Source organism: Streptosporangium sp. NPDC049046 (assembly GCF_040649155.1).
In the GTDB taxonomy this organism is placed as follows: domain Bacteria; phylum Actinomycetota; class Actinomycetes; order Streptosporangiales; family Streptosporangiaceae; genus Streptosporangium.
Genome location: NZ_JBEZEZ010000020.1, coordinates 136,928 through 163,901 on the forward strand (window position 1 = coordinate 136,928; position 26,974 = coordinate 163,901).

General features: G+C 70.9%; 24 protein-coding genes. 5 read left to right on the plus strand and 19 right to left on the minus strand.

Translation table 11 applies throughout. From position 1 onward, the window contains the following. Positions 1-150: 150 nt before the first annotated feature. The 3 genes from AB0B96_RS27100 (at position 151) to AB0B96_RS27110 (ending at position 3,651) form a co-directional block, all read left to right on the plus strand. The gene (locus AB0B96_RS27100; RefSeq protein ID WP_362902996.1) at positions 151-735 is read left to right on the plus strand and encodes a DUF305 domain-containing protein; all 585 of its coding nucleotides are present in this window, start codon (positions 151-153) and stop codon (positions 733-735) included. A gap of 248 nt (positions 736-983) precedes the next feature. Continuing rightward, a complete protein-coding gene (locus AB0B96_RS27105; protein WP_362902998.1) occupies positions 984-2,054 on the plus strand; it encodes an S-methyl-5-thioribose-1-phosphate isomerase in 1,071 nt (356 codons plus the stop codon). Positions 2,055-2,223: 169 nt separating this feature from the next. Continuing rightward, positions 2,224-3,651, plus strand: a complete 1,428-nt coding sequence (locus AB0B96_RS27110) for an Ig-like domain-containing protein (protein WP_362903000.1) — start codon at positions 2,224-2,226, stop codon at positions 3,649-3,651. A 182-nt stretch (positions 3,652-3,833) separates the two neighbouring features. Here AB0B96_RS27110 and AB0B96_RS27115 read toward each other — a convergent pair whose 3' ends face one another. The 10 genes from AB0B96_RS27115 to AB0B96_RS27160 form a co-directional block, all read right to left on the minus strand. After that, the gene (locus AB0B96_RS27115; protein WP_362903002.1) at positions 3,834-4,781 is read right to left on the minus strand and encodes a sulfite exporter TauE/SafE family protein; all 948 of its coding nucleotides are present in this window, start codon (positions 4,779-4,781) and stop codon (positions 3,834-3,836) included. 127 nt (positions 4,782-4,908) lie between these two features. Continuing rightward, positions 4,909-5,337 carry an Rrf2 family transcriptional regulator gene (locus tag AB0B96_RS27120; RefSeq protein WP_350948842.1) on the minus strand — a complete coding sequence of 143 codons (429 nt, stop codon included), beginning with the start codon at positions 5,335-5,337 and terminating at the stop codon, positions 4,909-4,911. A 199-nt stretch (positions 5,338-5,536) separates the two neighbouring features. Further along, entirely contained in the window at positions 5,537-6,373 is an 837-nt protein-coding gene (locus AB0B96_RS27125; RefSeq protein WP_362903005.1) for an aldo/keto reductase, read from the minus strand. Between the two features lie 140 nt (positions 6,374-6,513). Beyond that, positions 6,514-9,075, minus strand: a complete 2,562-nt coding sequence (locus tag AB0B96_RS27130; RefSeq protein WP_362903007.1) for a DUF4118 domain-containing protein — start codon at positions 9,073-9,075, stop codon at positions 6,514-6,516. After that, on the minus strand, positions 9,072-9,926 hold the full coding sequence (locus AB0B96_RS27135) for a potassium-transporting ATPase subunit C (protein WP_362903009.1): 855 nt from the start codon (positions 9,924-9,926) through the stop codon (positions 9,072-9,074). Before AB0B96_RS27135 ends, AB0B96_RS27130 begins: the two co-directional genes overlap by 4 nt. Further along, the gene (kdpB, locus tag AB0B96_RS27140; RefSeq protein WP_362903011.1) at positions 9,927-12,056 is read right to left on the minus strand and encodes a potassium-transporting ATPase subunit KdpB; all 2,130 of its coding nucleotides are present in this window, start codon (positions 12,054-12,056) and stop codon (positions 9,927-9,929) included. It abuts the gene before it with no gap. 53 nt (positions 12,057-12,109) lie between these two features. After that, complete coding sequence (gene kdpA, locus AB0B96_RS27145) at positions 12,110-13,771, minus strand: potassium-transporting ATPase subunit KdpA (protein WP_362903013.1); 1,662 nt, start codon at positions 13,769-13,771, stop codon at positions 12,110-12,112. A 16-nt stretch (positions 13,772-13,787) separates the two neighbouring features. Then, complete coding sequence (gene kdpF / locus AB0B96_RS27150; protein WP_350948848.1) at positions 13,788-13,877, minus strand: K(+)-transporting ATPase subunit F; 90 nt, start codon at positions 13,875-13,877, stop codon at positions 13,788-13,790. Between the two features lie 368 nt (positions 13,878-14,245). Beyond that, positions 14,246-14,530, minus strand: a complete 285-nt coding sequence (locus tag AB0B96_RS27155) for a MoaD/ThiS family protein (protein ID WP_362903015.1) — start codon at positions 14,528-14,530, stop codon at positions 14,246-14,248. 8 nt (positions 14,531-14,538) lie between these two features. Beyond that, entirely contained in the window at positions 14,539-15,654 is a 1,116-nt protein-coding gene (locus AB0B96_RS27160; RefSeq protein WP_362903017.1) for an exo-alpha-sialidase, read from the minus strand. Positions 15,655-16,103: 449 nt separating this feature from the next. On the opposite strand from AB0B96_RS27160, the gene AB0B96_RS27165 reads away from it, so the two are divergent. Then, a complete protein-coding gene (locus AB0B96_RS27165; protein WP_362903019.1) occupies positions 16,104-17,258 on the plus strand; it encodes a cellulose binding domain-containing protein in 1,155 nt (384 codons plus the stop codon). Positions 17,259-17,339: 81 nt separating this feature from the next. On the opposite strand, the gene AB0B96_RS27170 is transcribed toward AB0B96_RS27165, so the two are convergent. Continuing rightward, a complete protein-coding gene (locus AB0B96_RS27170; RefSeq protein ID WP_362903021.1) occupies positions 17,340-17,750 on the minus strand; it encodes a nuclear transport factor 2 family protein in 411 nt (136 codons plus the stop codon). Positions 17,751-17,807: 57 nt separating this feature from the next. Here AB0B96_RS27170 and AB0B96_RS27175 point away from each other — a divergent pair, with 57 nt between their 5' ends. Then, a complete protein-coding gene (locus AB0B96_RS27175; protein ID WP_362903023.1) occupies positions 17,808-18,404 on the plus strand; it encodes an ABATE domain-containing protein in 597 nt (198 codons plus the stop codon). A 79-nt stretch (positions 18,405-18,483) separates the two neighbouring features. Here the strand turns inward: AB0B96_RS27175 and AB0B96_RS27180 are convergent, their stop codons facing one another. From AB0B96_RS27180 to AB0B96_RS27215, 8 genes are all read right to left on the minus strand, one after another. Then, positions 18,484-19,860 carry a nucleotide pyrophosphatase/phosphodiesterase family protein gene (locus AB0B96_RS27180; protein WP_362903025.1) on the minus strand — a complete coding sequence of 459 codons (1,377 nt, stop codon included), beginning with the start codon at positions 19,858-19,860 and terminating at the stop codon, positions 18,484-18,486. Continuing rightward, positions 19,857-20,984: a metabolite traffic protein EboE gene (eboE, locus tag AB0B96_RS27185; protein ID WP_350948856.1), complete on the minus strand. Its 1,128-nt coding sequence runs from the start codon at positions 20,982-20,984 to the stop codon at positions 19,857-19,859. Before eboE ends, AB0B96_RS27180 begins: the two co-directional genes overlap by 4 nt. Continuing rightward, entirely contained in the window at positions 20,984-21,838 is an 855-nt protein-coding gene (locus AB0B96_RS27190) for a TatD family hydrolase (protein ID WP_362903027.1), read from the minus strand. Before AB0B96_RS27190 ends, eboE begins: the two co-directional genes overlap by 1 nt. Then, positions 21,838-22,449 carry an EboA domain-containing protein gene (locus AB0B96_RS27195; RefSeq protein ID WP_362903029.1) on the minus strand — a complete coding sequence of 204 codons (612 nt, stop codon included), beginning with the start codon at positions 22,447-22,449 and terminating at the stop codon, positions 21,838-21,840. Before AB0B96_RS27195 ends, AB0B96_RS27190 begins: the two co-directional genes overlap by 1 nt. Beyond that, positions 22,446-23,339 carry a sugar phosphate isomerase/epimerase family protein gene (locus AB0B96_RS27200; RefSeq protein WP_362903031.1) on the minus strand — a complete coding sequence of 298 codons (894 nt, stop codon included), beginning with the start codon at positions 23,337-23,339 and terminating at the stop codon, positions 22,446-22,448. The genes AB0B96_RS27195 and AB0B96_RS27200 overlap by 4 nt, the downstream gene beginning before the upstream one ends. Next, positions 23,336-24,229 carry an SCO3242 family prenyltransferase gene (locus AB0B96_RS27205; protein ID WP_350948859.1) on the minus strand — a complete coding sequence of 298 codons (894 nt, stop codon included), beginning with the start codon at positions 24,227-24,229 and terminating at the stop codon, positions 23,336-23,338. Before AB0B96_RS27205 ends, AB0B96_RS27200 begins: the two co-directional genes overlap by 4 nt. After that, positions 24,229-25,377, minus strand: coding sequence for an inositol-3-phosphate synthase (locus AB0B96_RS27210; protein ID WP_362903033.1), 1,149 nt, complete (start codon positions 25,375-25,377; stop codon positions 24,229-24,231). Before AB0B96_RS27210 ends, AB0B96_RS27205 begins: the two co-directional genes overlap by 1 nt. Before the next feature lie 473 nt (positions 25,378-25,850). Continuing rightward, the gene (locus AB0B96_RS27215) at positions 25,851-26,858 is read right to left on the minus strand and encodes a sugar phosphate isomerase/epimerase family protein (RefSeq protein WP_362517310.1); all 1,008 of its coding nucleotides are present in this window, start codon (positions 26,856-26,858) and stop codon (positions 25,851-25,853) included. Between the last annotated feature and the right edge of the window lie 116 nt (positions 26,859-26,974).

Here is a 26,974-nt window from a genome sequence, read left to right on the forward strand (position 1 = left end):
AATTCCGTGCCCCGCCCGCAGAACCGGCGTCCGGAATTCCGGGCACACGATTTCCGGCGAACCCTGAACCGCGGGAAGGGGACCCGCGTATCTCAGGGCGGAACGGCACGAATGATCCTTCCCACCCGCAGGAAAGGGGCAGTGATTTCGATGAGCACCCGGCGGTCGCGCAAGCGACGGTCTCTGACCGCCTCCTTGCTGGTCTCCGCCATGCTGGCCGCCGGGTGCTCGTCAGCGGCCATGACCGCCGAAACCCCCGTCCAGGCGGTGGGACTCGCCGGCGATCGGGCCGACGCGGACGTCCGTTTCTCCCAGGAGATGATTCCCCACCACCGGCAGACGATCCAGCTCGCCGACCTGGTGACCGGCCGGAGCGAGAACCCGTACGTGAACGACCTCGCCGCGAAGATCAAGAAAAAGGAGGCGGCCGACATCGACCTGATGTCGGGCTGGCTGCGGTCGTGGGAGGTCGAGGTACCGCCGGAGGGCGACCACTCCGCGCACGACATGCCGGGCATGCTGTCGGCCACCCAGATCGCCTCCCTGGAGAAACGGTCCGGCGCCGCCTTCGACAAGCTGTGGCTGAGCGTACTGGGCAAGCACCTCAACAGCGGTGTCCAGATGGCCCAGGTCGCGATCGCGCTGGGCAGGCACCGGCCCACCACCCTCCTGGCGGAGAAGATGGTCACCGAGCAGCGCGCCCAGATCGCCGAGATCGGCGAGAAGCTCGCCTGACCCGTCTCCGGCTTCCGCCGAATCAACTTCCGGTCGACTCGGTGTCCCTCTGACCTCGTCTCCGGGTCCGCTCGGGCTCTTCGTTCCTTCAAAGCGGCGGGTTGTCCGCCCTCCGTGGGTACACAGCCTCCCAAAAAGGGCATAAGCGCGAGGCGCAACCGGGTCGCGGTGGCGGCGGTGACGCCGAGCGGCGTCCGGTGTGGCGAGCAGAACGGCGGCAGACCGCCCGATCCCCCGCTGGAGGTCTCATGAGCACGACCCGAAGGCGCCCTGTCCTCGCGGACTCCGTCCGGATCACCGAGGACGCCGTGGAGATCCTCGACCGCCGGGTCTATCCCTTCGAGCACCGCTGGGTGCGCTGTGCCACCAGCGAGGACGTCGCGGTGGCCATCGAGCGGATGGTCACCCAGAGCACCGGCCCCTCGTTCGCGGCGACCGCCGGAATGACACTGGCCGCCCGCGAGGCGCGGGGCGAGCCGCCGGGCCGGGCCGCGGCGCGGCTGCGCGAGGCGGGCGACCGGCTGATCGCGACCCGGCCCACGAACAACCACATCCGCGACGCCGTGGAGGCCGTCCTCGCCGCCACGGTGAACGGGCCACTGCCGCAGGCCTGCGGGGACGAGCTGGTGGAGGCCGTGACCCGGGCGGCGTCCGAGCACGACGCGGCCTACCTGGCGAGCAGCGCGGCCATGGGCAGGCACGCGGCCGCGCTGCTCGACGACGGCGCCCGCGTCCTCACCCACTGCTGGGCGGACGCCTACCTGATAGCCACCGTCGAGGCCGCTCAGGAGGCGGGCAAGCGGCTGGAGTTCATCTGCACCGAGACCCGGCCCTACCTGCAGGGGGCACGGCTGACCGCGCCGACACTCGTGGAGATGGGCTACCGGCCCACCCTCATCACCGACGGGATGGTCGCCTCGGTACTGTCCGACGGGCTCGCCGACGTGGCGCTGACCGCGGCGGACCGGGTGACGATGGACGGGCACGTGGTGAACAAGGTCGGCACCCTCGGGGTGGCGCTCGCCGCCCGCGCCTTCGACGTCCCGTACTACGTGGTGATCCCGGCACCCGATCCGCGGGCACCGGGTATCGGCGACGTCGTCATCGAACGGCGGAACGGCGACGAGGTCCTGCACGTTCTGGGGACGCGCACCGCGGGCGAGGGCGTGACCGGCCACTATCCCGCCTTCGACGCCACCCCGCCGCACCTGGTGACGAGAATCGTGACCGAGAACGGCGCCTACCCCGCCGAGCGCGTGTCGGAGCACTTCGGCCCTCCGGGGCGTCCGCCGGCGGACGCCCCGGCCCACCCGCTGTAGCCGTTCCGGCCCGGGGTGCGGTCCGGTCCGCGGTGCCGACGCCGTACGCCGGACGCGACACGGAAGCCACGTGAACACCTAACGCGGCAGATCGACCACAGAGAGTAGTGTGCGCTGTGAAGTTGATCTACGAGGACATCCCTCACGACAGAACGGGAGTTCGACGTTGGTGTCACAACGATCCAGATCCGCGCTCACCGCGTTGGCCTGCGCCCTGCTGGCGCTGCTGGCCCTACCGGGGACACCCGCGACGGCCGACACCGGTGCGCACGCCACCGCCACCGCGCGCCAGGACGTCAAACGAGCCGCCGCGCCGTGCGTCCGGCAGGGACAGGCGACCTACCCCGTGGACTACTACTGGAAGAACGCGCTCGGCATGAGGCTGGGCAGCGGGTCGGTCCCGGTCGTCACCTCCCCGCCCCTGTGGGGCGGACAGATCGCACCGGGCGGCATCTTCACCCTCACACTGGCGCACCGCACGGCCCAGTGGCCGCTGCTGGTCAGCCGCTACACCACCACCTGGGATCTGTCGTCGCTGCTCGCTTACGCCGACGTCATCGGCGAGTCGGGGACCGGCACCATCAGTGGCACCACCCTGACGATCGCCTCCTCGGGGACCAAGACCGACCCGCCCGCGAAGGTGATCACCTTCCAGGTGAGGCAGGGCACCGCGGGGGGAGCGATGACCATCCGGCCGACCGGGATCAGCAGCGTCATCGCCGCGCCGGGCCAGCTCGGGAACAACACACCCGCCCCCCCGATCCAGATCGCCACCGGGCAGTCCATCTCACCCACCAGGGCCACCGACGACACCGCCACCACCGGCCAGGGCACGGCCGTCAGCATTCCCGTCCTGACCAACGACACCGCGACCTCACCGACGATCAGCGGCGTCACCCAGCCCGCCAACGGCACCGCGACGATCTCCGGTGGCACCGTGGTCTACACACCCGCGGCGAACCTCGGTGGCACCGACACCTTCACCTACACCATCACCACCGCCTGCGGAACCAGCACCGCCACGGTCACGGTCACGGTCACCTGCGCCTACACACCGGTCAGCCTGGTCAACGGAGGCTTCGAGGCTCCGCCCGTGGCCACGGTCGACTGGTCCATCTCCGACGCCTCCGTCAACCCTGCCGTCGGCTGGCGCACCACCGCCACCGACAACAAGCTGGAGTTCTGGCCCGGCGGCGCGAGCGGGATCCCGGCCGCCGAGGGCCGGCAGTTCGCCGAGCTCAACGCCAACCAGGTCTCCACCCTCTATCAGGACCTGCCCACCGTTCCGGGAACACCGATGACCTGGTCGCTCTATCATCGGGGTCGTCTCGGTACCGACGTGATGCGGGTGCTCATCGGCGCACCGGGCGCGACCGTGGCCCAGGTCCCCGCCGGGGCCTCCTCCCCGGACATCTCCGACGACAACACCGCCTGGCGCCAGTACACCGGGACGTACGTCGTCCCTCCCGGACAGACCACCACACGATTCGCCTTCGAGTCGGTGTCGGCCGCGGGAGGCTCCCCGACGGCCGGCAACTTCCTGGACGGCGTGGTGTTCCAGACGCCGCCCTGCCTGCCCATGACCAAGAGCCCGTGAAGGCGGGCGGCGTCCGGGGACACGTACCGCGAACAGACCGGCCGCCCCGCCCCTCTCGGAGTCCTGACCGTCGCGCGCGACCTCAGGACGAGGACCGGGCGGGCGCAAACGCGTGAAGGCCCCTCTCGCTTCGTGCGAGAGGGGCCTTCACGCGTGCGGTGCGCCGGAGGGCGCCGCCGGGGTCAGCTCGCGGTGCCCGCGGTCTCCTGCTCCGCGGCGCGGCGCTTCTTCTCCTCCTCCTCGATCGCCTCGACCGTCTCGTTGTCCCGGTCACGGCGGTACTCACGGACCGAGTAGGCGATGGCGGCGGCCCACAGGACGGCGATGGCGATGTAGGCGGCGGACTGGACGCCGCCGGAGGCGTCGATCCAGTCGCTGCGCAGCAGGGTCCTGATGTTGGTCAGGACGATGATGCCGCCGACGGCGGAGCCCAGGATGCGCGGCGGGATGTGACGGACGAGCCAGGCTGCGATGGGAGCCGCGATGACGCCGCCGATCAGCAGGACGGCGACCCAGGAGAAGTCGATGTTCTCGGAGCCGATGCCGACGAAGAAGCCGACGCTGGCGGCGATGGCGACCAGGAACTCGCTGGCGTCGATGGAACCGATCACCTTGCGCGGCGCCAGGCGGCCGCTGGCGAGGATCGCCGGGGTGCCGACGGGGCCCCAGCCGCCACCACCGGTGGCGTCGACGAACCCGGCGACCAGGCCGAGGGGGGCGAGGAAGCGCTTGCGGAGCGGCTTGCCCAGGTTGCCGCGCGGGAGGCCGAAGGCCGTGAAGCGGATCAGGACGTAGACACCCAGCGTGAGCAGGATGATCGACATGATCGGAGCCGCGACCTCGGTGGAGAGGCCGGACAGGAAGGTGGCTCCCACGAACGCGCCGATCGCGCCGGGAACACCGATCTTGGCGACGACTTTCCAGTCGATGTTGTTGAAGCGCCAGTGGGAGATGCCGGAGGCGAGGGTGGTGCCGATCTCGGCGAGGTGGACGGTGGCCGAGGCGGCGGCGGGGTTGGTACCTATGGCCAGGAGCAGAGTCGTCGAGGTGACACCGTAGGCCATGCCGAGGCTTCCGTCGACGAGCTGCGCCGCGAAGCCGACCAGGCCCAAGAGGATGAGCGCACGCACAACGCCCCCCTTCCTATTTTTCCCACTCTGTTGATAGGAATTATGGTGAATGAAGGCCAAGGCGACGTCAAGTCACGTTTCAAGCAAGGCGTCTCAAAGGATGGGAATCTTCGTCCCACGCACGGGGTCACCCCCTGCGCCGACCGCCGGTCCGGGTCGCCGGCGTCAGGAGGGCCGCCAGGCTGACGGTGTCGACGATGGCGCTTATCGAGGTCTCGATGTTCAGCCACACGGTTCGCAGTCGCGCCGCCTCTCCGAAGTAGGCGACGTCACCGGCCGGCACTCCCCTCACCGAGGTCAGTTCGCCGCCGACCGCGCGCAGCACGTCCCCGACCGAGATGTCGACGGGCGGCCGGGCGAGCGTGAAGCCGCCCTCGTGCCCCCGCTGGGCGAAGACGAGATCGGCGCGGCGCAGATCGGTCAGGATGCCGCGCAGGAAACTCGCCGGGATCTCCTGCGCCTGGGCCATCGTCTCCGACTTGACCGGGTCGGGATCGCTCAGCGCGATGACCAGCATCGCTCTTATGGCGTAGTCGCTCCGAGCCGTGACGTGCATCCGAAAGTCCCCCCGACAGTGCGCCTCTGCCTCCGGCCGCCGACCTCATACGGGCTGGTCTCGATTAAATCTACTATCTCTACAGGTTAACCGTGAAATATTCTCGTGGCTGTGCGAGACCCGGTCGCCGCGGGCGGCGACACCTGACCGGCGGGCGAGGGGTCAGCGAGGCGGTGAGGTTCGCCGAGGTCCGATGAGGTCAGCCGTCGGCCGCGTCCGAGTCGATCGCGGCGGCCTCACCCCGGTCGAGGGCGGACAGCTCGGCGACCTCCTCGGAGGTGAGGGTGAAGTGGAAGATGTCGGCGTTGCCCCTTATCCGGTCGGAACTGGACGACTTCGGCACGGTGATCAGCCCGAGTTCGATGTGCCAGCGCAGCACGATCTGGGCGGGGGTCCTGCCGTGCCGCTCGGCGACGGCCGTGACGACCGGATGCTCCAGCAGGTCGCCCCCTCGCCCGATGGGACTCCAGGACTGGGTGACGATCCCGTGCTCGGCGTTGTAGGCCCGGGGCTCGTCGCGAGTGAGGAACGGGTTGAGCTGGATCTGGTTCACGTCGGGCACCACGCCGGTCTCGGCCAGCAGCCGCTCGATGTGGGCCGGTTTGAAGTTCGACACGCCGATCGCCCGCACGCGGCCGTCCCTCAGCAGCTTGACCATGCCCTTCCACGCCTCCACGTAGCGATCCTTGCGCGGCCGCGGCCAGTGGATCAGGTAGAGGTCGGCGTAGTCGAGGCCGAGCCGGTCCAGGCTGGCCTGGTATGCCTCCTGCGCGGCGTCGTATCCGTGCCACTCGTCGTGCAGCTTGGTGGTGACGAACAACTCCTCCCTCGGCACGCCGGAGGCCCGCAGCCCACGCCCCACCCCGGTCTCGTTGTAGTAAGCGTGGGCGGTGTCCACCAGCCGGTAGCCCGTCTCGACGGCGGCGGCGACCGCGATCTCCGCCTCCGCGTCCGACATGGGCCAGGTTCCCAGGCCGACCTGCGGGATGTCCGCGCCGTTGACCAGTTTCACCGTTGGAATGTCCAGAACAGTCATGATTGACAGCCTTCCACGCAGCCCCCTACCGACTGTCACCGGGGCGCGGCGGGGAGTTCGGGTGCGAGTCCTATCGGCCCAGTACGCGGAGACGCCGGAAAACAGCCCTCGAGCCTCGTTCCACTGCGGTGGGGCACGAGTCACCGTCGTTCCTCCGGAGGGCGCGGTCGCGAGGGGGAGGAAACCGGAAGTGTCAGGATCATGGTGAGACCGCCGCCCGGTGTCTCCTCAGGCAGCAGGGTGCCGGCCATCGCCTCGGCGAGCCCTCGGGAGAGCGCGAGCCCCAGGCCGACGCCGGTGTGGTTGTCGCGGTCCCCGAGCCGCTGGAAGGGCATGAAGACTTGGTCGTAGGCGTCACGCGGGATGCCCGCCCCCCGGTCGACGACGCGGAGCTCCACGTGGTCGCCGTACTCGCCGGCCGTGACGAGGACGTTTCGGCCCTCGGGACTGTGGCGGACGGCGTTGGACATGAGATTGACCAGGATTCGTTCCAGCAGCACCTGGTCGGCGACGACCTCGGGCAGATCGTCGGAGAGGTCCACCTCGATCCGCCGGGACAGCGGGCCGAGGTCGTCGACGGCGCGTGGCACGACGTCCTCGAACGCGGTCGGCTCCAGTGCCAGCCCGAGCACTCCCGCCTGCAGGCGGCTCATGTCGAGCAGGTTGGTGACCAGGCGGTCCAGCTTGACCAGGGATTCGTCCGCCGTGGCGAGCAACTCCCGCCTGTCCTCGGCGGACCAGTCGACGCCGGTGTTGCGCAGGCTCTCCACGGCGGCCTTCGCCGAGGCGAGCGGGGTGCGCAGGTCGTGGCTGACCGCGGCGAGCAGCGCGGTGCGCATCCTGTCGGCCTCGGCGAGCGGCCTGACCCGCTCCGCCTCCCGCGCCAGCCGGTCCTGCCGCAGCGCCACCCCCGCCTCTGCGGCGAACGCCTCCAGCAGCCGCCGGTCGGACGCCTCCAGCAGCCTGCCCCGGATGGCCAGGACGAGCCGTTCGTCGACGACGACGTCGGTGTCCGCGACTCCCGGGCAGGTACAGGGCGCGTCACCGGCGGTGGCCACGATCCGCCACGCCTCGGGGTCGGACTGGTCGTCGGGTCCCTGCTCGCCGACGCGTTCCAGCATGGTGACCGAGGCCAGCGCGAAGGTCTCCCTCAGGCGGGCGAGCAGCGAGGCGAGCGCGTGCTCGCCTCGGAGCACGTGTCCGGCCAGGGTGGAGAGGACCTCCGCCTCGGCGCGGGCGCGGGCCGCCTCCCGGGTACGGCGGGCGGCGACGTCCACGACCGCGCTCACCATGACGGCCACCAGCACGTAGACGCTCAGCGCGAACAGGTTCTCCGGGGCTGCGACGGTGAGGCGATCGACGGGCGCGGTGAAGAAGTAGTTGAGCAGCAGGAAGCCCAGCACGGCGGCGGTGACGGCCGGCCACATGCCGCCGACCAGGGCGACCACGACCACCATGAGCAGGAAGAGCAGTATGTCGCTCGGCAGGTTCACGGCGCCGTGGAAGGGCCGCAGTGCCAGTGTCAGGAGCGGCAGCCCGAGAACCGCGAGGAGCCAGCCCGCCACCCGGCGGGTGCGGGTCAGCGCGGCCCGTGACGGAGCGCGGGCACGCGCCCTTTTCACCTCGTCGTGAGTGATCATGTGAACGTCGATGGACCCGGAGCGCGCGGTCGTGGTCACCCCGACCCCCCGCGAGAGGATCTGGGCGAACCGGCCACGCCGGGACGCCCCCAGCACCAGCTGGGTGGCGTTCACACCGCGCGCGAAGTCCAGCAGTGCGGTCGGTACGTCGTCGCCGACGACCTGGTGGTAGGTGCCGCCCAGGTCCTCCACCAGGGTGCGCTGACGGGCCGTGCTCGCGGGGTCGGCTCCGGCCAGGCCGTCGGAGCGTGTGACGTGCACGGCCAGCAGGTCGGCCCCCTGGCCCCTGCCCGCGACCCTGGCGGCCCGCCGTATCAGCGCGTCGCCCTCCGGGCCACCGGTCAGCGCGACCACGACGCGCTCGCGCGCCTCCCAGGTGCCCGCGATGCCGTGCTCGGCGCGGTAGCGGTCGAGCTGCTCGTCGACCTTGTCCGCCACCCACAGCAGCGCCAGCTCACGCAACGCGGTCAGGTTGCCGGCCCTGAAGTAGTTCGACAGTGCCGCGTCGACCTTCTCCGGGGCGTACACGTTGCCGTGCGCCATCCGCCGCCGCAGCGCCTCCGGGTCCATGTCCACCAGCTCCACCTGGTCCGCGCGGCGCACCACCTCATCAGGCACCGTCTCGCGCTGGGCCACCCCGGTGATCTCCTTGACCACGTCGTTGAGCGACTCCAGGTGCTGGATGTTGACGGTGGAGATGACGTCGATGCCCGCCTCCAGGATCTCCTCGATGTCCTGCCAGCGTTTGGCGTTGCGCGAGCCCGGCACGTTGGTGTGGGCCAGCTCGTCGATCAGGGCTACCCTGGGCCTCCTGGCGATGACGCCGTCCACGTCGAGCTCGGTGAACACGCTGTCGCGGTGGACCATGCTCTTGCGCGGGATTGTCTCCAGGCCGTCGAGCAGCTCGGCGGTGCGGGGACGGTCGTGGGTCTCGACGAGGCCCACGACGACGTCGGTGCCCCTCGCGAGGCGGCGGTGCCCCTCGCAGAGCATCATGTACGTCTTGCCGACACCCGGGGCCGCCCCGAGATAGACGCGCAGCCGCCCTCGCCCCCTGCTCATCGGTCGAGGGCCAGGTTGAGCTCGAGGACGTTCACCGCCGGTTCGCCCATGAAGCCGAGGGGACGGCCGGTGGTGTTCTCCATGATCAGTCCCCTCACCGTCTCCACGGGCAGGCCGCGCTCCCTGGCCACCCGGGGTGCCTGAAGGTCGGCGTACGCGACGGAGATGTGCGGGTCGAGGCCGGAACCACTGGCGGTGACCGCGTCGGCGGGCACCACGGCCCTCGCCGTGCCGCGGACCGGGACGGTGCGCCCGGCCGCGTAGTCCTCGCCCGGCCTGCCGCACTCGACCCTCACACCACGATACTCGGCGACGAACGGGCTCGCGGGACAGGCCTGGTTCACGCTCACGACCCGGGAGGGGATGCCCGCGACGGGAAAGACCTTCAGCACGGCGCCCACCCCGTCGGGCGCGCAGTACGGCCGGGCGCCACTGACCCCCTCCAGCTCCCCGACGGCCCTGGAGCGGGCGCAGACCTGGGTGAGCAGGCTCCGCCTGCCGTCGGCGCCGTTCGTCCCGGGGACGGGCAGGACGTCCACGACATCCTCGGGCCCGAGGTTGCTCGCGGCGGTGGAGAGCATGTCGTAGCCGGCACCGGCCACCGACGGCCTGCTCTGGAAGTAGCGGCCGACCGGTCTGCCGTCGGCGCCGGTGAAGCTCTGGCCGACGATCGCGCTTCCCACGTCCTTTCCGTCCTTCTGGACGAGGGAGCCGTTGGCGCCGGCGTGGAACACCGTCTGGGCGATGCCGGTGACCACGAGCGGGTAGAAGGCCCCGGTGACGAGGGTGAGGACGAGCAGCGCGCGGAGCGCGGCAAGATGCCGGAGGATCCAGCTGGGCAGGCGTTCCATTTAAGACATCCCCGGAAGAAACTGGACGATCAGATCTATCAACTTGATGCCGACGAAGGGCACGACGATCCCGCCCAGACCGTAGACGTAGAGGTTGCGGCTGAGCAGCCTCGACGCGCTGGAGGGGCGGTAGCGCACACCGCGCAGGGCGAGCGGTATCAGCGCCACGATGACGACCGCGTTGAAGACGACCGCGGACAGGATCGCCGACTGCGGACTGGACAGGCGCATGACGTTCAGCGCGTCCAGGCCCGGGTAGACCGCCGCGAACATCGCGGGAATGATCGCGAAGTACTTGGCGACGTCATTCGCGATCGAGAAGGTCGTCAGCGCGCCGCGGGTGATGAGCAGTTGCTTGCCGATCTCGACGATCTCGATGAGCTTGGTCGGGTTGGAGTCGAGATCGACCATGTTGCCGGCCTCCTTCGCGGCCGAGGTGCCGGTGTTCATCGCCACCCCGACGTCGGCCTGAGCGAGCGCGGGCGCGTCGTTGGTGCCGTCTCCGGTCATCGCGACCAGCCTGCCGCCCTCCTGCTCCGATCTGATCAGGGCGAGCTTGTCCTCGGGCGTGGCCTCGGCGAGGAAGTCGTCCACACCCGCCTCGCCGGCGATCGCCCTCGCCGTCAGCGGGTTGTCGCCCGTGATCATGACGGTGCGGATGCCCATCCTGCGCATCTCGTCGAAGCGTTCGCGCATGCCCTGCTTGACGACGTCCTTGAGATGGACGACCCCCAGGACCCGCGCCCTGCCCACTGCGTCCCCAGTGCCCCCGGCGCCCCCGACGTTCCCGGTGCCCCCGGCCTCCCACGTGACCTCCCCGACGACCAGCGGGGTGCCGCCGGAGCCGGAGACCGCGTCGACGATGCCGCCGACCTCGTCGGTGGGGTGACCGCCGTGCTCGCGTACCCATTTCATGACGGCGGTGGCGGAACCCTTTCGGATCCGGCGACGGTCGAGGTCGACCCCGCTCATCCGGGTCTGCGCGGTGAACCCGATCCACTCCGCACCCGCCAGCTCTCCCGGCCCGCGCTCCCTCAGGCCGTACGCCTGCTTGGCGTAGACCACGATGGAACGGCCCTCTGGGGTCTCGTCGGCGAGACTGGCCAGCTGCGCGGCCGCGGCCAGCTCGTCGGCGGAGACCCCGGGGGCGGTGAGGAACTCCGACGCCTGCCGGTTGCCCAGCGTGATGGTGCCGGTCTTGTCCAGCAGCAGGGTGTTGACGTCTCCCGCGGCCTCGACCGCGCGGCCGCTCATCGCGAGAACGTTGCGCTGCACGAGCCGGTCCATGCCGGCGATGCCGATCGCCGAGAGCAGCGCCCCGATGGTGGTCGGAATGAGGCACACCAGCAGCGCGACCAGCACGACACCGGTGACACCGTCCCCGGTGAGGGCGAGCGAGTCAGGTACGCCGGGATTCTGGGCCTTGGCGTAGATCGCCAGCGGCTGCATGGTCGCGGTCGCGACCAGGAAGATGATCGTCAGGGCCGCGAGCAGGATGTTGAGGGCGATCTCGTTGGGCGTCTTCTGCCTGTCGGCGCCCTCGACCAGGGCGATCATCCGGTCGATGAAGCTCTCGCCGGGCCGCTGGGTGATCTGGACGACGATCCGGTCGCTCAACACCTTCGTGCCGCCGGTCACCGCCGACCTGTCGCCGCCGGACTCGCGGATGACCGGGGCGGACTCACCGGTGATGGCCGACTCGTCCACCGAGGCGATGCCGTCGACCACGTCGCCGTCACCGGGGATGATCTCCCCCGCCTCCACGACGACGAAATCACCCCGCAGCAGTTCGGAGGCTCCGACGACGTCCCAGCCGGTGGAGTCGCGTCCGCGCAGCCGCCGCGCCGTGGTGTCGCGCTTGGCGGCGCGCAGCGTGGCCGCCTGGGCCTTGCCGCGCCCCTCGGCGACCGCCTCGGCCAGGTTGGCGAAGATCACCGTGAGCCAGAGCCAGACCACGGTGGCCCAGGCGAAGAACGACGGGGTGAGCACGGCGAGCACCGTGGTGAAGGCCGCGCCGGCCTCGACGATCAGCATCACCGGGTTGCGCCAGAGCGTGGCCGGGTTGAGCTTCCTGACCGCCTCCGGAAGCGAGGTGAGCAGTTGCCGGGGATCGAGGAGGCCGCCGCCCACCTTTCCCTCCCCTGGTGCGGGGGCGGGGCCCCGCACTTCGAGCGTCCGGGGCGTCACTGGATTCCCTCCGCGAGCGGGCCGAGCGCCAGGGCCGGCAGGAAGGTCAGCGCGACAAGGATCACCGTCACGCCGACGGCCATGCCGACGAACTGCGGGCGGTGCGTGGGCAGCGTGCCCGCGGAGACGGGCACCGGTGCCTGCCCCGCCAGGGATCCGGCCAGGGCGAGAACGAAGACGATCGGCAGGAAGCGGCCGAAGGCCATGCACAGGCCGAGGGTGACGTCGTACCACGGCGTGTTGGCGCTGAGGCCGCCGAAGGCGGAGCCGTTGTTGTTGGAAGCGCTGGTGAAGGCGTACAGCACCTCGGAGAAACCGTGCGGGCCGCCGTTGAGCATGCTCGCCCGCCGCTCGGCCGAGCCCATCGCCAGCGCCGTGCCGGTCAGCACGAGCAGCGGCGTGACCAGGAAGTACATCGCGGCGAACTTGATCTCGCGGGAGCCGATCCTCTTGCCCAGGTATTCGGGGGTGCGGCCGACCATGAGGCCGGCCACGAAAACCGTGATCACCGCGAGGACGAGCATGCCGTACAGTCCCGCGCCCGCGCCGCCGGGGGCGACCTCGCCGAGCATCATGTTGAACATCGTGAGCATGCCGCCGAGCGCGGTGAACGAGTCGTGGGAGGAGTTGACCGCTCCGGTGGAGGTGAGCGTGGTGGCCGCGGCGAAGGTGGCGGAGTCGGGCACGCCGAAGCGCACCTCCTTGCCCTCCATCGCCGCGCCCACCGCCTGCGGGACCGTGCCGCCGTGGGCGGTCTCCAGCGCGGTCAGCAGCGCGACGCTCGCCAGCGCGAGCGTCCCCATGATCGCGACGATCGCGTGGCCCTGCCGGGGGTCGCCGACCATGCGGCCGAACGTGCGGGGCAGCGCGAACGGGATCAGCAGGATCACGAAGATCTCGAACCAGTTGGTCCAGGCGGTGGCGTTCTCGAACGGGTGGGCCGAGTTCGTGTTGTAGAACCCGCCGCCGTTGTTGCCCAGCTCCTTGATGATCTCCTGACCGGCCACCGGACCACCGGTGATCGTCTGGGTGCCGCCGGTCAGGGTGGTCACCTCATGTGGGGAGGTGAAGTTCTGGATCAGGCCACCCGCCAGCAGCACGACCGCGCCGACGAGGGCGAGCGGCAGCAGGACGCGGACGACGCCGCGGACCAGGTCCACCCAGAAGTTGCCGATCTCCTCGGTCCTCCTGCGGGCGAAGCCGCGAACCAGCGCGATCGCCACCGCCATGCCCACCGAGGCGGACACGAAGTTCTGCACCGCCAGACCGGACATCTGCACCAGGTAGCCCATCGTCGACTCACCCGGGTAGGCCTGCCAGTTGGTGTTGGTGACGAAGCTGACGGCGGTGTTCCAGGCGACGTGGTCGGGCACCGGAGCGAGCCCCAGCGACAGGAACAACCTGTCCTGCAGCCGCTGCAGACCGTAGAGGAACAGGACGGATGTCACCGAGAACGCCAGCAGGGCTCGGGCGTAGACGCCCCACCTCTGCTCGACGTCCGGCCGGACACCCACGAGCCGGTAGATCACGCGTTCGGCGGCGAGATGTCTCGTACCGGTGTAGACGCGGTACATGTGGTCGCCCAGCGGCCGGTGGACCAGCGCGAGGGCGGCGACGAGGGATCCGATGAACCAGATCCCCGCCGTGGTCGAGGACATCAGGAGCGCTCCCTCATCAGAAGCGCTCCGGGAAGAGCAGGGCCGCGACCATGAAGACCACCAGGGCGGCGACCACGACCAGACCCACGGCGTTGACGGCGCTCACAACCGTTCCACCGCTCTGACGGCCAGCCCGAGGATCGCGAAGACCGCGATCGTCAGGGCGACGAAGATGACGTCAGCCATCCCCACTCCTCGCATCCGGGGTTTGTCCGCCATCACCCGACGGGTGAGGCATACGCAAGGAAACCGCCGTTTTCCGCGCTTCCCGCGCGTCTTGACGGGTTCCATACGCCCCGGTGCCAAGACTTGACGCCTTCCCTACGCGAGCCCCGGGCCACCTCCCGGACGAACGCGTCCCCTGTCTCGCGTGCGGCCCGCCGGCCCCCGGCACGTGGAGCCGAGCGTCCGCTCCGTGCAGCCACCCTCGATACCGCGACCACAGGGGAGGCGGACCACCCTCCTCCCCCGCGCCTACCCGCCCGCCATCGCCCCCACGACCATGAACGGCTCGGCGCCCGTCGCGACCGGCTCGGGCAGCGGGGTGTCCGGCGGCTCATGGGACAGGTCCAGCTCGCAGGCGAAGAACCGTACGAAGGGGCGGCGCCGCTGCGTGACGTGGTCGCGGATCGTCCCGCGCAACATCGGGTAGCGGGCCTCAAGCGCGTCGAGGACCGAACGCTGCGTCACCTGCCCCTGAACATGGAGCTCCACCTCGCCTTCCGTGCTCGCGAGGTTGCGCAGATGCGCCGGGAGCACGACGCGGATCATGGCAGCGTCTGGACTTCGACGGACAGCACGGCCGGCAGGTCCCTGGCGATGGGCGTCCAGTTGTCGCCGGAGTCGGCCGAGGCGTACACCTGCCCGCCGGTGGTGCCGAAGTAGACGCCGCACGAGTCCAGCGAGTCGACGGCCATCGCGTCCCGCAGCACGTTGACGTAGCAGTGGCTCTGCGGCAGACCCCTGGTGAGCGGCTCCCACTCGTTTCCGCCCGTCCGGCTGCGGTAGACGCGCAGCCTTCCCTCCGGCGGGTAGTGCTCCGAGTCGCTCTTGATCGGGACGACGTAGACGGTGTCCGGCTCGTGCGCGTGGACGGCGATCGGGAACCCGAAGTCGCTGGGCAGGTCGCCGCTGATCTCATGCCACGACTCACCGGCGTCGTCGCTGCGCATCACGTCCCAGTGTTTTTGCATGAAGAGCACGTCAGGACGCGAAGGGTGCATCGCGATGTGGTGGACGCAGTGGCCGACCTCGGCGTCCTGGTCGGGAATGCCCTCCGAGCTCAGCCCCCGGTTCTTCGGCTGCCAGCTCTTGCCGGCGTCGTCGGTCCTGAACACGCCCGCGGCCGAGATCGCCACGGTGATACGCCCGGGATCGCGCGGGTCCGCGACGACCGTGTGCAGGCACATCCCACCGGCACCCGGCTGCCAGGAGGGCCCCGAGCGATGCTCGCGCAACCCGGGCAGCTCCTGCCAGCTCTGCCCGCCGTCGGCCGAACGGAACAGGGCGGCGTCCTCGACACCCGCGTACACCGTGTCCGGGTCGGTGAGCGACGGCTCCAGGTGCCAGACCCGGGTGAACTCCCACGGGTGCGGCGTGCCGTCGTACCACTGGTGGGTGCCGGGGACGCCGTCGTACTGGAATTGGTTGCCGACCGGCTCCCAGGTCGCGCCGCCGTCGTCGGACCGCTGGATCAGCTGCCCGAACCAGCCGCCGGACTGCGACATGTAGAGGCGGGAGGGGTCTGCGGGGGATCCCGTGAGGTGATAGATTTCCCAGCCCCCGAAGTGGGGGCCGCTGATGTCCCACCGCTCGCGTCTGCCGTCCGACGTCAGGATGAACGCGCCCTTGCGCGTGCCGACCAGCACTCGTACACCACTCACCGGGGCTCCTTTCCGATCCCGGCGCCGACCCGTGCCGGCACCGCGCCACACTCCCGATCGTCCGGCCGGGCTCGGAGTCGACTCCGCTCGCGACACACCCGCCACGGTCGTGGGCACCGACGCTACGACAGCCCACTGACAAAACCGCCGCCGACACTCGCCGGAACGGCAGGCAGGGGCCACGAACGACGAATAACCGCCGCTGGTGGCCTGTCTCCGAACGTTGACCGGGTATCGCAGCCGGGTGACCGCTTCTCTTCAGGTCTGGTTTCCCCAGCAAGGTCGTGTGACGGCCCACTGGCCGCCCTCGCCCACACCCTCACCTCGGTTCGTCCGACAGACCGGGCCGAAGACCGAGGCGCACCGGACCGGACCGCTTTACGGGATGCCGGAAGTGGTTCACAATCCCTGCGGGGGGTCACACGCCGACGCGATCCGATAGGGGCATCATGCAATCCGGCAGGCGATCCCTGGGGGCGGTCCTCCTCACCCTCGGACTTCTCACCCTGGCCTTACTCATCGCGGCACCGACGATCGGCCCGGCCGGAGAGACGGCCCTGGCCGCCGCCCCGGCGAGAAACGCCCCGAATTCCGCCGTTCCGGCAGGGGCGGCCGACGACACCACGCCACCGACACGTCCCACCGGAACGCGGCCCTGCCCGGTTCCGGGCATCCCCACCTCGACCGGTTACGCCTCCATCTGCTGGAATCCCTCGACGGACGACACGGGGGTCGCCGGCTACGACCTGTACCGCCTGGGGGTCGACGGCTTCGTCCTCGTCGCCACCACGACCGGCACGGTCGGCGGCTTCTCGGGCGAACTGAACCGCTTGTACACGATGTACGTCGTGGCCAGGGACTCGGCGGGGAACATCAGCCCGCCCTCCGCTCTGATCACGGTGTCCGCGACGGTCGGCATGACGCCGAGCGCCTCGCCGAGCCCTCCGCCGGGCGACCGCGTGCCCCCGTCCAAGCCGACCGGCCTGAACGAACCCTGTCCGTGGGACTACCGGGGCGTCGCGTTCTGCTGGCAGCCGTCGAGCGACAACGTGGCGGTGACAGCGTACGACGTCTACCGCGAGACCGCGACGGGATATGTCAAGGTCGGCACGACCACCCATCCCTCGTACCAGAGCTCCGGCGAATCCGGCCTGGTCATCGGGGAGCGCTACACCTACGTCGTGGTCGCCAGGGACGCGGCCGGCAACCTCAGCGTTCCGTCGGATCCGCTGTCGGCCCTCGCCAGGGGCGGTCTCCCCTCCCCCACCCCCAGCCCGTTGCCTCCGTCGTGCACGGTGTCGTACCACGCGACGACGTGGGGTTCCGGGCTGAGCGCGCAGATCACCGTGCGCAACGTCGGCACGACCGCCTTCGACGGCTGGAGGCTGACGATCGACTACCCGACATCGGCCGTACGCCTCGTCTCCGGCTGGTCCGCGGGCTGGACCCAGACCGGCTCACGGCTCACCGCCACGAGCGAGAACTGGAACAGGGTCATCCCCGCGGGCTCGACGGCACAGGTCGGATTCGTCGCCTCCCACAGCGGTCCCGCGCCCACCCCCGTGCGCTTCAGCCTCGACGGAAGGGACTGCGGCGTCGGCTGACCGCCTCCGAGCGGCGTCTTCGCGTGGACCGCGCCCCACGCGAAGACGCCGCTCGTCGGCATCTCCGGACAGGAACGTGTCTCAGCCGGTGGGGGCCGGGCTGATCTGGAACAGGGCGGCCCGCCACTCGCCGTCGCGGCGGGTCAGCGCGGTGGTGGCGAAGACCCTCATGGTCTGCTTTTCGGTGCCGCCGACGAGCACGTCGATCTCCACGGTGACGGTGTGCGTCGCGCTGCCGTCACCCAGGACGATCACCCGGTGGTCGCTCAGATCCGTACGCGTGTACGGGTTGCGGTTCTCGGCGAACCCCTTCAGGATCGCCTCCCGGTCGTCGACGATCCCCCACTGCGACACGCTCAGCGGTGCCTCGGTGAGGAGGTGGTCGTAGAACTCCGCGTCGCCGTTCCTGTTCGCCTCCCAGGCCCGCTCGGACAGTTCGATCAGCTCACGCTCGATCGACCCACGTTCGGCCTGCTCACGCTCGGGGCTCATCGCCGCACTCCCTCCCACTGACACCTGTTTAACCGGTGTCAGTGTTACACTCGACCCATGAACCTGGCAAACGTGATGGAGCTCGGCTCCCTCGGCGGGCAGCGCTTCAGGTTCGACGCCGGCACGCTGTGCCTGGAGCTTCTCGTCACCGGAGGCGAGGGCGGGCTCGCGAAGTGGGAGCGGCTGCACACACCCGACGACCTCGCCGCCTGGATACCGCTCTCCAGGGCGGGCCTCGGCGACCTCGTCCAGGTCTCCGCCGACGACCTCGCCGCGGTCCTCCGCCTGCGCGCCGCCCTCCAGCGACTCGCCGCGACCGCCGCCTCGGGTTCGCGCGCCTTCGCGGAGGCCGACCTCGCCACGCTGAACGAGGCCGCCGCGGCGCCGCCGCCCATCCCGGTCATCGGCCCCGGCCTGAAGCGTTCCTGGGCCCTGCCCGTCACCGGGACGCAGTTCCTCTCCGCTGCGGCCCGCGACGCCGTCGAGGTGTTCGGCGGGCCGGCCCTCGACCGGATCAGGGTGTGCGACGGCGAGCGCTGCCCGCTGCTCTTTCTCGACACCTCCCGTCCGGGGGCGCGACGCTGGTGCTCGATGGACCGCTGCGGCAACCGCCACAAGCTCCGCACCCGCCGTGACCGCCGTCCCGCGAGCTGACGGGAAAGGCGGGAAGGTGGAAAGCGCCGCCCGCCCGGGGGGTGTAAGGCACAGGCGGGCGGCGCCGTCTAGGTGCCGCTCAGCGCAGGGAGAGCTGGAGCAGCAGGTCCTTGACCTCGGTGGCGGCGATCCGGTCGCTGGCCACGGACGGATCCGAGCAGAGCAGCACCGGGCCGTCGAGGGGGTTGTCGGGCAGACGACCGTGCGAGCCTCGGATGGCACGGGCGCCCGTGTCGAGGCCGACGACGTTCATCGTGTAGCGCATGCCGGTCTTCTTGCGCAGCAGCGCCATGGCGGCGCGGCGCTTGGCGGCTCCGGGATCCGCGGGGTCGAAGAACAGCTCCGCCGGGTCGTAGCCGGGCTTGCGGTGGATCTCGACCAGGTTGGCGAAGTCGGGGGCGCGGGTGTCGTCGAGCCAGTAGTAGTAGGTGAACCACGCGTCGGGCTCGGAGACGAGGACGAGTTCCCCCGCCCGGGGGTGCGCCAGCCCGTTCCTCGCCTTGCCCTCCTCGTCGAGCACCTCGGCGACTCCGGGCAGGCCCGCGCAGAGCTTGGCCACGGCCGGGATGTCGGCGGGGTCGGCCACGTAGACGTGGGCCACCTGGTGGTCGGCGACGGCGAACGCCCGGGAGGTCCAGGGGTCGAGATACTCCATGCCGTCCTGGGTGTAGACCTCGAGCAGGCCCTCGGTCCGCAGCATCCGGTTGATGTCGACCGGGCGGGAGACGTCGGTGATGCCGTACTCCGACAGTGCCACCACGGTGGTCCCGCGCGCGGCGGCGGCGTCCAGCAGAGGGGCGAGCACGGTGTCGAGCTCGGAGGCGGCCGCGGCCGAGCGCGGGTCGGACGGGCCGAACCTCTGCAGGTCGTAGTCCAGGTGCGGCACGTACGCCAGGGTCAGGTCGGGGTTGTGGTCCTTCATGATCTGCTCGGTGGCGCGGCAGATCCAGGTGGAGGAGGCGATCCCCGCGCCCGGCCCCCAGTAGGTGAACAGCGGGAAGGTGCCCAGCTTGCCGGTTAGCTCCTCGTGCAGGCCCGGCGGGTAGGTGTAGCAGTCGGGGTCCTTGCGCCCGTCGGCACGGTAGATGGGCCGGGGGGTGACCGTCCAGTCGACGTCGGCACCCATCGCGTACCACCAGCACACGTTGGCCACGGTGAAGCCCGGCCGCTCGCGGCGGGCGGCGTGCCACAGCTTGTCCCCGCCGACCAGCGCGTTGTGCTGGCGCCACAGGAACACCTCGCCGAGTTCGCGGAAGTACCAGCCGTTGCCGACGACGCCGTGCTCGGTGGGCGCGACGCCGGTGAGGAAGGTCGACTGGGCCGAGCAGGTGACGGCGGGAAGTACGGTGCCGAGTTCGGCCTGGAAGCCGCCGTCGGCGACGGCGCGCAGCCTCGGCATGTGCGCCAGCAGCCTCGGGGTCAGTCCCACCACGTCGAGGACGAGCAACGATGTCATGCTTTCACTCCCAGATCGCGCATCGCGGCGCGGGCGAAGTCAAGCTCGTCGGCGATGCCCGCGGCGAGCCGGTCGGGGGTCTGCGGGCGCAGCGCGGGCGGCAGTACCCCCCAGGTGTAGGTTTCCACGTCGAAGTGGTCGCAGAGCGGCTCGGGACCGCCGACCAGCTCCGCGAGGGCCTCGCGGAGCACCGGCACGGTGGTGCCGAGCGGTGCCTGCGGCGCGACGTGCAGGGGCACGTGGTAGTGGACCCGCCACGGTCCTGGCAGCTTCCGCTCGAACGCCTCGTCGAGGTCGTCGGCCTCGTCGCCGGCCGCGTTGCGGGTCTGGTGCAGGAAGCGCGGCTCGACGTACTCGCGCAGGGTCTCCGGGTCGTCGCTCTCCAGTGCCGCGGAGACCTGGACCTTGACGACGGGCAGTCCGGCCTCGGCGTACCGGCGCAGCGCGTCGGCGGGCCGCTCCCAGGCGCACGCCAGGTGGGCGAGGTCCAGGCAGATGCCGAGCCGGTCGGTGTCGACACCGGACAGCGCGCGTACGGCCTGGTCGGTGGTCTCCACCACGCAGCCGGGCTCGGGTTCGAACGCCACCCGGATGACACGGCCGGTGGCGGACTCGACGGCGGCGAGCCCGGTGGCGAGCTCGTCGAGCCTGCGCGTGGCGAGGCGGGACATGTCCTCGTCCCACGGGTCGCGCCAGGCGAGCGGGAGCGTGGAGATCGACCCCCTCGCGGCGTCGTCCGGCAGGAGGGCGGCCAGGACGCGTGCCAGGTCGAGGGTGTAGGTGAGCCGTTCCGGAGTGGTCCAGTCGGGGTGGTAGACCGCCTGCTTGACCACCGGGTCCTGGAACGAGCGGTAGGGGAAGCCGTTGAGCGTCACGACCTCCAGTCCCCGCGCGTCCAGCTCACGGCGGAACCCGGCCAGCAGCCCGGGGTCGGCGGCGAGCGCGGCGGCGACGGGCGCGGCCAGCCAGAGCCCGAGCCCGAGCACGTCGGCGCCGAGGCGGGCACGGATCGGCACCGCGTAGGTGTCGAGCTGCCCGACGATGCCGCCGAGGTCCTCCGCCGGGTGCACGTTGGTGCAGTAGCTCAGGTGCAACGCCCGCCCACCGGGGTGAAGCAGCCGCATCAAGACCCTCCGCGCTTGATGGAGCTGCCCTCGAAGGTCGCCTCCCGCGCCCCGGCGACCTCGGAAAGGTCCAGGCGTCCCGACTGGCCGTAGAACTCCACGGGGTTGCGCCAGAGCACCCGGTCGACGTCGTCCTCGCTGAACCCGGCCGCCAGCATCGCCCTTCCGGTCTCCAGGGTGAGCAGCGGGTCGGACACGCCCCAGTCGGCGGCGGAGTTGACCAGCACCCGCTCCAGGCCGTGCTCGCGCAGGATCTCCACCATGCGGGGCGGCGACATCTTGGTCTCGGGGTAGATGGAGAAGCCCATCCAGCAGCCCGAGTCGTGCACGATTCCCGCGGTGACCTCGTTGAGGTGGTCGACGGCGACCCGTCCGGGCTCGATGCCCGAGGCGGCGACGACGTCGAGTGTGCGCCGGGTGCCGGCGGCCTTGTCGCGGTGCGGGGTGTGCACGAGCGCGGGCAGCTCGTGGTCGACGGCCATCGCGAGCTGCCGTTCGAAGGCGTCGTCCTCCTCGGGGGTCATCGAGTCGTAGCCGATCTCGCCGACCGCGACGACCCGGTCCTTCTCCAGGTAGCGCGGGAGCAGGTCGAGCACGGGCCGGCAGCGCGGGTCCCCCGCCTCCTTGGGGTTCAGCGCGATGGTGGCGTGGTGCGCGATGCCGAACTGCCCCGCACGGTACGGCTCCCAGCCGATCAGCGAGTCGAAGTAGTCGGTGAACGAGCCGGGGTTGGTACGGGGCTGGCCCAGCCAGAAGGCGGGCTCCACGATGGCGAGCACCCCGGCGGCGGCCATTCTGGCGTAGTCGTCGGTGGTGCGTGACGTCATGTGGATGTGCGGGTCGAAGATCCGCATCATGCCTCCTTCTCGCTGGTCAGACGGTCGAGCAGTGCGGTCGCGTCCGCGGGGACGTCGCGTCCGGCGGCGGTGCGTTCCTCGGCGAACGCGGCCAGCATCCCGGCCAGCTCGGCGTCGGCCCGCTCCTCCAGCCGGTCCACGGCGGCGAGCGGCACGCCCATGAACACGCACTTGAGTACCGCCTGCCGCCACATGGTCTGGTCGAGGTGGCGGGCGTACGGGCCGAGTGCGGCGGCCACGAGGCGGGTGTCGTTGGTGCGGATCGCGTCGAGCAGCAGTGGTACCGCCTCCGCACCGACGGGCAGCATCGGCAGGGCCTTGAGGACGGCGCGCTTCTCGTCGGCGTCGCCGTACCGGTAGAGGTCGGCGGCCTGCCCGGCCACCTCCTCCGGCGGGAGCGCGGCGAGCAGGACGGCCCTCGCCGCCTCGTCGGCACTCCAGCCGGGCGCGTCCGGCAACGGCGCCCGTCCGGCGCGACGGCCCGCGGCGGCGAAGTGCCGGGTGACACTCCCCGGTTTGGCGGCGACGCTCGCGCGCGCGTCGGCGAGCCACTCCTGGCCGAGCGCCGCCAGCAGGCTGTCCGTCTGGTTACTGGGTTCGGAGGTCATGCGTTCGTCCCTTCGGCGGCGGTGCGCAGGAAGCTCAGGGATCGGGCGGCCACCTGGGGGGCGGCGTGCGAGTGGCGGGGCAGCTCGACCGCGACCAGGCCCCGGTAGCCGCAGCCGGCGAGGGCACGCAGCACGGGCGGGAAGTCGATCTCCCCCTCGCCGAACTCCAGGTGCTCGTGCACCCCTCGGCGCATGTCGTCGATCTGCACGTTGACCAGGTGCGCGGCGACGGCCGTGACACAGTCGGGGACCGGATCCGGTTCGAGGCAGCGGCAGTGGCCGATGTCCAGCGTGATGCCGAACCCCGGCGGTTCGCCGAGTTCGGCGTGCAGCTTGCGCCATCCGGCGATCGTCTCGACGAGCATGCCGGGCTCGGGCTCGAAGCCCAGCGGCACACCGGCGGCGGAGGCCGTCTCGGCGAGCCGGGCGCAGCCGTCGACGAGCCTGGCCCAGGCCGTGGCCTCGTCGACCGTCTCCGGGCGCACACCCGCCCAGAACGACACTGCCTCGGCTCCCAGGTCGGCACCTATCGCGACCGCCCGGTTCAGGAAGTCCAGGCGCTTCTCGCGCTCGTCGTGCAGCAGCGTGGGGGCGTGCTTGTGCCAGGGGTCCAGCAGGTAGCGGGCGCCGGTCTCGACGACCACGCCGAGGCCGAGATCGCGCAGCAGGTCGGCCGCGGCCGCGACCCTGCGGGCCAGCCCTTCCTCGTAGGGGTCCAGGTGGTCGTGGTCGAGCGTGAGGGCGACCCCCTGGTAGCCGAGGTCCGCGATGACCCGCAGCGCGTCGTCCAGCCGGTGGTTGGCGAACCCGTTGGTGCCGTAGCCGAACCTCAGCCCGGCGCTCGTCTCGGTGCCTGTCTCAGCGCTCGTCTCGGTGCCATCGGGGCTCATGTGGGAGAGACCTTCCTGGCGAGGGCCCGGCCGAGCGGGACGGCCGCCGCGACCGCGATCCCCTCACGGGTGGCGCCGCTGCGGGCGACGAGCGCGCCCTGCAGGGCGGGCAGCGCGACGATGCCGGTGCCGACGGCGGCCCGCAACCGGGAGGCCGAGGGCTCGGCGACCGCCTGAGCCTGGGACATGCCGAACCTGGCGGCGTACCAGCCGGTCAGTCCCGCCTGCACGGCCCGCACCACCCGCGCCGCACGCGCGCTCTGCGGAGTGGGCGAGGCGTCGCCGCGTCCCAGGGCGGTGGCCACGGCGAGCGCGACGGTGCCGGCCAGGGTCGCCGCGGGCAGGCTCCGGTCCGAGCCGGACACCTCGGCGCGCGACAGCGCGGTGAGCAGGTAGGTGTGGGCGGCGACGGTGAGCGCCGAGGGCAGCGCGTCGGCGACGCTCCGTCCCGGGGTCGCACCCAGCAGCACGTCGAGGCCTCGGCAGAGCGCCATCACCAGCGGTCCCGCCGCCGTGTTCTTGGCCACCAGGTCGTACGACCACACGGCGGCGGCGAGCGGGACGGCGACCGCCAGGGCTCGGCGACCGCCGGAGAGCCCGGCCGCCGCCAGGCCCGCGGCGGTGAGCCCCGCGGCCACGCCGAGCGCGGCGCCCGGCGACACGCGGCCCGAGGGGATCGGCCGCTCCGGGCGTTCCTCCGCGTCCAGGTGACGGTCGGCCCAGTCGTTGGCGGCCATTCCCGCCCAGTACAGGCAGACCGAGGAGCACGCCAGCCCGAGGGTCCTACCGCCCAGCACCTGGCCGGCGGCGGCTCCCGCGACGACGTCACCGGGAACGGAGAGGGCGGCGGGGGCGCGCACGAGCTCCGCGAGGTCGCGCGGCGACGGCATCAGACCCGCTCCCCTTCGCCGAGGGTGTCGGCGAACGCGAGCAGCACCCGCCACTGGTCGGCCAGCGCGTGCGGCGCCTCGCCGAGCGGGTCCTTGAAGAAGAAGGCCAGCTCGCCCAGCGGCCCGGTGCGGCCAAGGCGGTGCGCCGCCGCCGTGAGCCTCGCCAGGTCCAGAATCAGCGGCGCGGCGAGGGCGGAGTCGCAGCCGTGCCAGCTGAACTCCATGCGCATGGACGTCCCCAGGAACCCCTCGAAGGTGACCAGGTCCCAGGCGGTCTTGAAGTCGCCGATGTCCTCCACGTACTCGATGCGGGTCTCGCCCTGCGGGGTGTAGCCGAGCGTCTCGCCCAGCACCCGCTGCTTGCTGGCGGCCTTGGCGGCGTTGGCCGCGGGGTCGGCGAGGTTGGCGCCGTCTCCCCCGCCGAGGAGGTTCATCCCCGACCAGGTGCGAACCCGGAGATTGCGCTGGGCGAACATCGGGGCGAGCACCGACTTGACGAGTGTCTCGCCGGTCTTGCCGTCGTGACCCCCGTACGGCAGCCCCATCAGGTCGGCGAGCCGGTCCAGGGCGGGCAGCCTTGCGCCCGTCGAGGGGGTGAAGTCCAGGTAGGGGCAGCCCGCACGGAAGGCGGCGTACGCCATCAGGGCGCTGGGCGGCAGCAGGTTCCTGGAGGCCGCCAGCTCGGACTCCAGCAGCTCCAGGTCGGCGTGGGCCGGACGCGGCTCGGGGGCGGGCTCGGTGGTCGAGACGTTGATGACGACGACCCGTTCCAGACCGTGCCGCAGCCGGAACTCGGTGATGTCGGCGCCGATCAGCTCCGCGGTCGCGGCCTGGTTCTCGGCGGCCGGCACCTGCCTCAGGTTCTCCTCGACCCTGGCGAGCTCGTCGCGCAGGGGTTCGAGCAGCCTGGCCGGTACGATCCCCGCTCCGGCCAGCGCGGCCGCCTTCTTCTCCAGCGGGGTCGGCACGATGTCGTGCCCGCCGAACACCAGGTCTCCCAGCCCTGGCAGTCCTGCGCCTCGGAACTGGGGGAGCTCCGTGACGCAGCCCGTCGGCTGGGCGAGACCGGCGCGTACCGCCAGCGCTCCGATGACGCTCGTGACGGCGACGGAGCCTCGTGCTCCTACCAGCCACACTCCCGTACGCATCTGGCCTCCTGTGGTGAGTCGACTCCTGGGGGATGACGGTTTTCATCCGCCCGGCCGGGGCCGGGCGGCGCCGGTGGCATCCGTCGCGGCCGTCCGGTCGGAGGGGATGTCATCGGCGGGTACTACGTGGTCGTTAGAACGAAGGAGACGACCCCGCGACGGGCCGAACCTGACGGTCCGACCCGCTTGTGCAAGGAATCGTACGTTATGCGGATATTACGGATATATGCCTCAGGGCCATGTGTTTCCGCCAGACCAGCTCAACTCATGAAAACAACTCATGAAATTAAGTCAGGGATTCCTGTCAGAGACATCGGCCGAGGACCCGGGCCGAGAATTACGGCCCGAGCTCCTGTCCGATTCCTGTTCCTCAGAGTTCCGGCCGGGGCTTCCCGTTGCCAAGCCCTCGGCCGGAGGATCCTCCCGGTCGGAAGGCCCCAGGCTCTCGGTCCCGAGACCTGGGGCCGGCCGACTCAGTCGGAGGAGAAAGCGGCGTCGAAGGCGGTGGAGGGCGGGGTGATGGAGTTCAGCTTGCGGATGATCTCCAGGGCGTCGGGGGCGCCGTCCAGACGGTCCATCCCCGCGTCCTCCCACTCGATGGAGATCGGCCCGTTGTAGCCGATCGCGTTGAGGGCTCGGAAGCAGTCCTCCCAGGGCACGTCGCCGCGTCCGGTGGAGACGAAGTCCCAGCCGCGACGCAGGTCCGCCCAGGGCAGGTGGGAGGCGAGCCGGCCGCGGCGGCCGTCGCCGGTACGGACCTTGGCGTCCTTGCAGTCGACGTGGTAGATGCGGTCGGCGAAGTCCAGGATGAAGGCGACCGGGTCGATCTCCTGCCAGACCATGTGGGAGGGGTCCCAGTTGAGGCCGAACGCGGGGCGGTGGCCGATGGCCTCCAGGGTGCGCACGGTGGTGTGGTAGTCGTAGGCGATCTCGCTGGGGTGGACCTCGTGGGCGAAGCGGACGCCGACCTCGTCGAAGACGTCGAGGATGGGGTTCCAGCGGTCGGCGAAGTCGGCGTAGCCGTCTTCGATCATCTGGGGCGGGACCGGGGGGAACATGGCCACGGTGTGCCAGATGGAGGAGCCGGTGAAGCCGACCACGGTGTCGACGCCGAGCTTGGCGGCGGCGCGGGCGGTGTTCTTGATCTCCTCGGCCGCGTTGCGGCGGACCTGCTCGGGATCGCCGTTGCCCCAGATGCGGGCGGGCAGGATGCCCTGGTGGCGAGCGTCGATGGGGCTGTCGCAGACGGCCTGGCCGACGAGATGGTTGGAGATGGTGTAGACGCTCAGGTTGTGCTTGGCGAGCATCTCCTGCTTACGGGGGATGTAGTCGTCGTCGCTGAGGGCTTTGTCGACCTCGAAGTGGTCGCCCCAGCAGGCGATCTCCAAGCCGTCGTATCCCCAGCCCGAGGCGAGACGACAGACCTCCTCGAACGGCAGGTCGGCCCACTGGCCGGTGAACAATGTGATGGGCCTGCTCATATTCCCTCCACAGATGTAAGGCGGCTCTGGTCGTCGGCGCTGCGTTCGACCGCGGCCAGCACGCGCTGGACGTTCAACCCGTCGTCGAACGACGGAGCCGGAGCGACACCAGAGGT

Bases quoted from the DNA above. Each gene is read 5' to 3' on its own strand.
- AB0B96_RS27175 (WP_362903023.1), top strand. From the start codon at position 17,808: ATGAACCTGGCAAACGTGATGGAGCTCGGCTCCCTCGGCGGGCAGCGC.
- AB0B96_RS27190 (WP_362903027.1), bottom strand. From the start codon at position 21,838: ATGCGGATCTTCGACCCGCACATCCACATGACGTCACGCACCACCGAC.
- AB0B96_RS27215 (WP_362517310.1), bottom strand. From the start codon at position 26,858: ATGAGCAGGCCCATCACATTGTTCACCGGCCAGTGGGCCGACCTGCCG.
- AB0B96_RS27195 (WP_362903029.1), bottom strand. From the start codon at position 22,449: ATGACCTCCGAACCCAGTAACCAGACGGACAGCCTGCTGGCGGCGCTC.
- AB0B96_RS27200 (WP_362903031.1), bottom strand. From the start codon at position 23,339: ATGAGCCCCGATGGCACCGAGACGAGCGCTGAGACAGGCACCGAGACG.
- AB0B96_RS27120 (WP_350948842.1), bottom strand. From the start codon at position 5,337: ATGCACGTCACGGCTCGGAGCGACTACGCCATAAGAGCGATGCTGGTC.
- AB0B96_RS27210 (WP_362903033.1), bottom strand. From the start codon at position 25,377: ATGCGTACGGGAGTGTGGCTGGTAGGAGCACGAGGCTCCGTCGCCGTC.
- AB0B96_RS27100 (WP_362902996.1), top strand. From the start codon at position 151: ATGAGCACCCGGCGGTCGCGCAAGCGACGGTCTCTGACCGCCTCCTTG.
- AB0B96_RS27170 (WP_362903021.1), bottom strand. From the start codon at position 17,750: ATGAGCCCCGAGCGTGAGCAGGCCGAACGTGGGTCGATCGAGCGTGAG.
- AB0B96_RS27125 (WP_362903005.1), bottom strand. From the start codon at position 6,373: ATGACTGTTCTGGACATTCCAACGGTGAAACTGGTCAACGGCGCGGAC.
- AB0B96_RS27180 (WP_362903025.1), bottom strand. From the start codon at position 19,860: ATGACATCGTTGCTCGTCCTCGACGTGGTGGGACTGACCCCGAGGCTG.
- AB0B96_RS27135 (WP_362903009.1), bottom strand. From the start codon at position 9,926: ATGGAACGCCTGCCCAGCTGGATCCTCCGGCATCTTGCCGCGCTCCGC.
- AB0B96_RS27105 (WP_362902998.1), top strand. From the start codon at position 984: ATGAGCACGACCCGAAGGCGCCCTGTCCTCGCGGACTCCGTCCGGATC.
- kdpA (WP_362903013.1), bottom strand. From the start codon at position 13,771: ATGTCCTCGACCACGGCGGGGATCTGGTTCATCGGATCCCTCGTCGCC.
- eboE (WP_350948856.1), bottom strand. From the start codon at position 20,984: ATGCGGCTGCTTCACCCCGGTGGGCGGGCGTTGCACCTGAGCTACTGC.
- AB0B96_RS27130 (WP_362903007.1), bottom strand. From the start codon at position 9,075: ATGAGCAGGGGGCGAGGGCGGCTGCGCGTCTATCTCGGGGCGGCCCCG.
- AB0B96_RS27165 (WP_362903019.1), top strand. From the start codon at position 16,104: ATGCAATCCGGCAGGCGATCCCTGGGGGCGGTCCTCCTCACCCTCGGA.
- AB0B96_RS27205 (WP_350948859.1), bottom strand. From the start codon at position 24,229: ATGCCGTCGCCGCGCGACCTCGCGGAGCTCGTGCGCGCCCCCGCCGCC.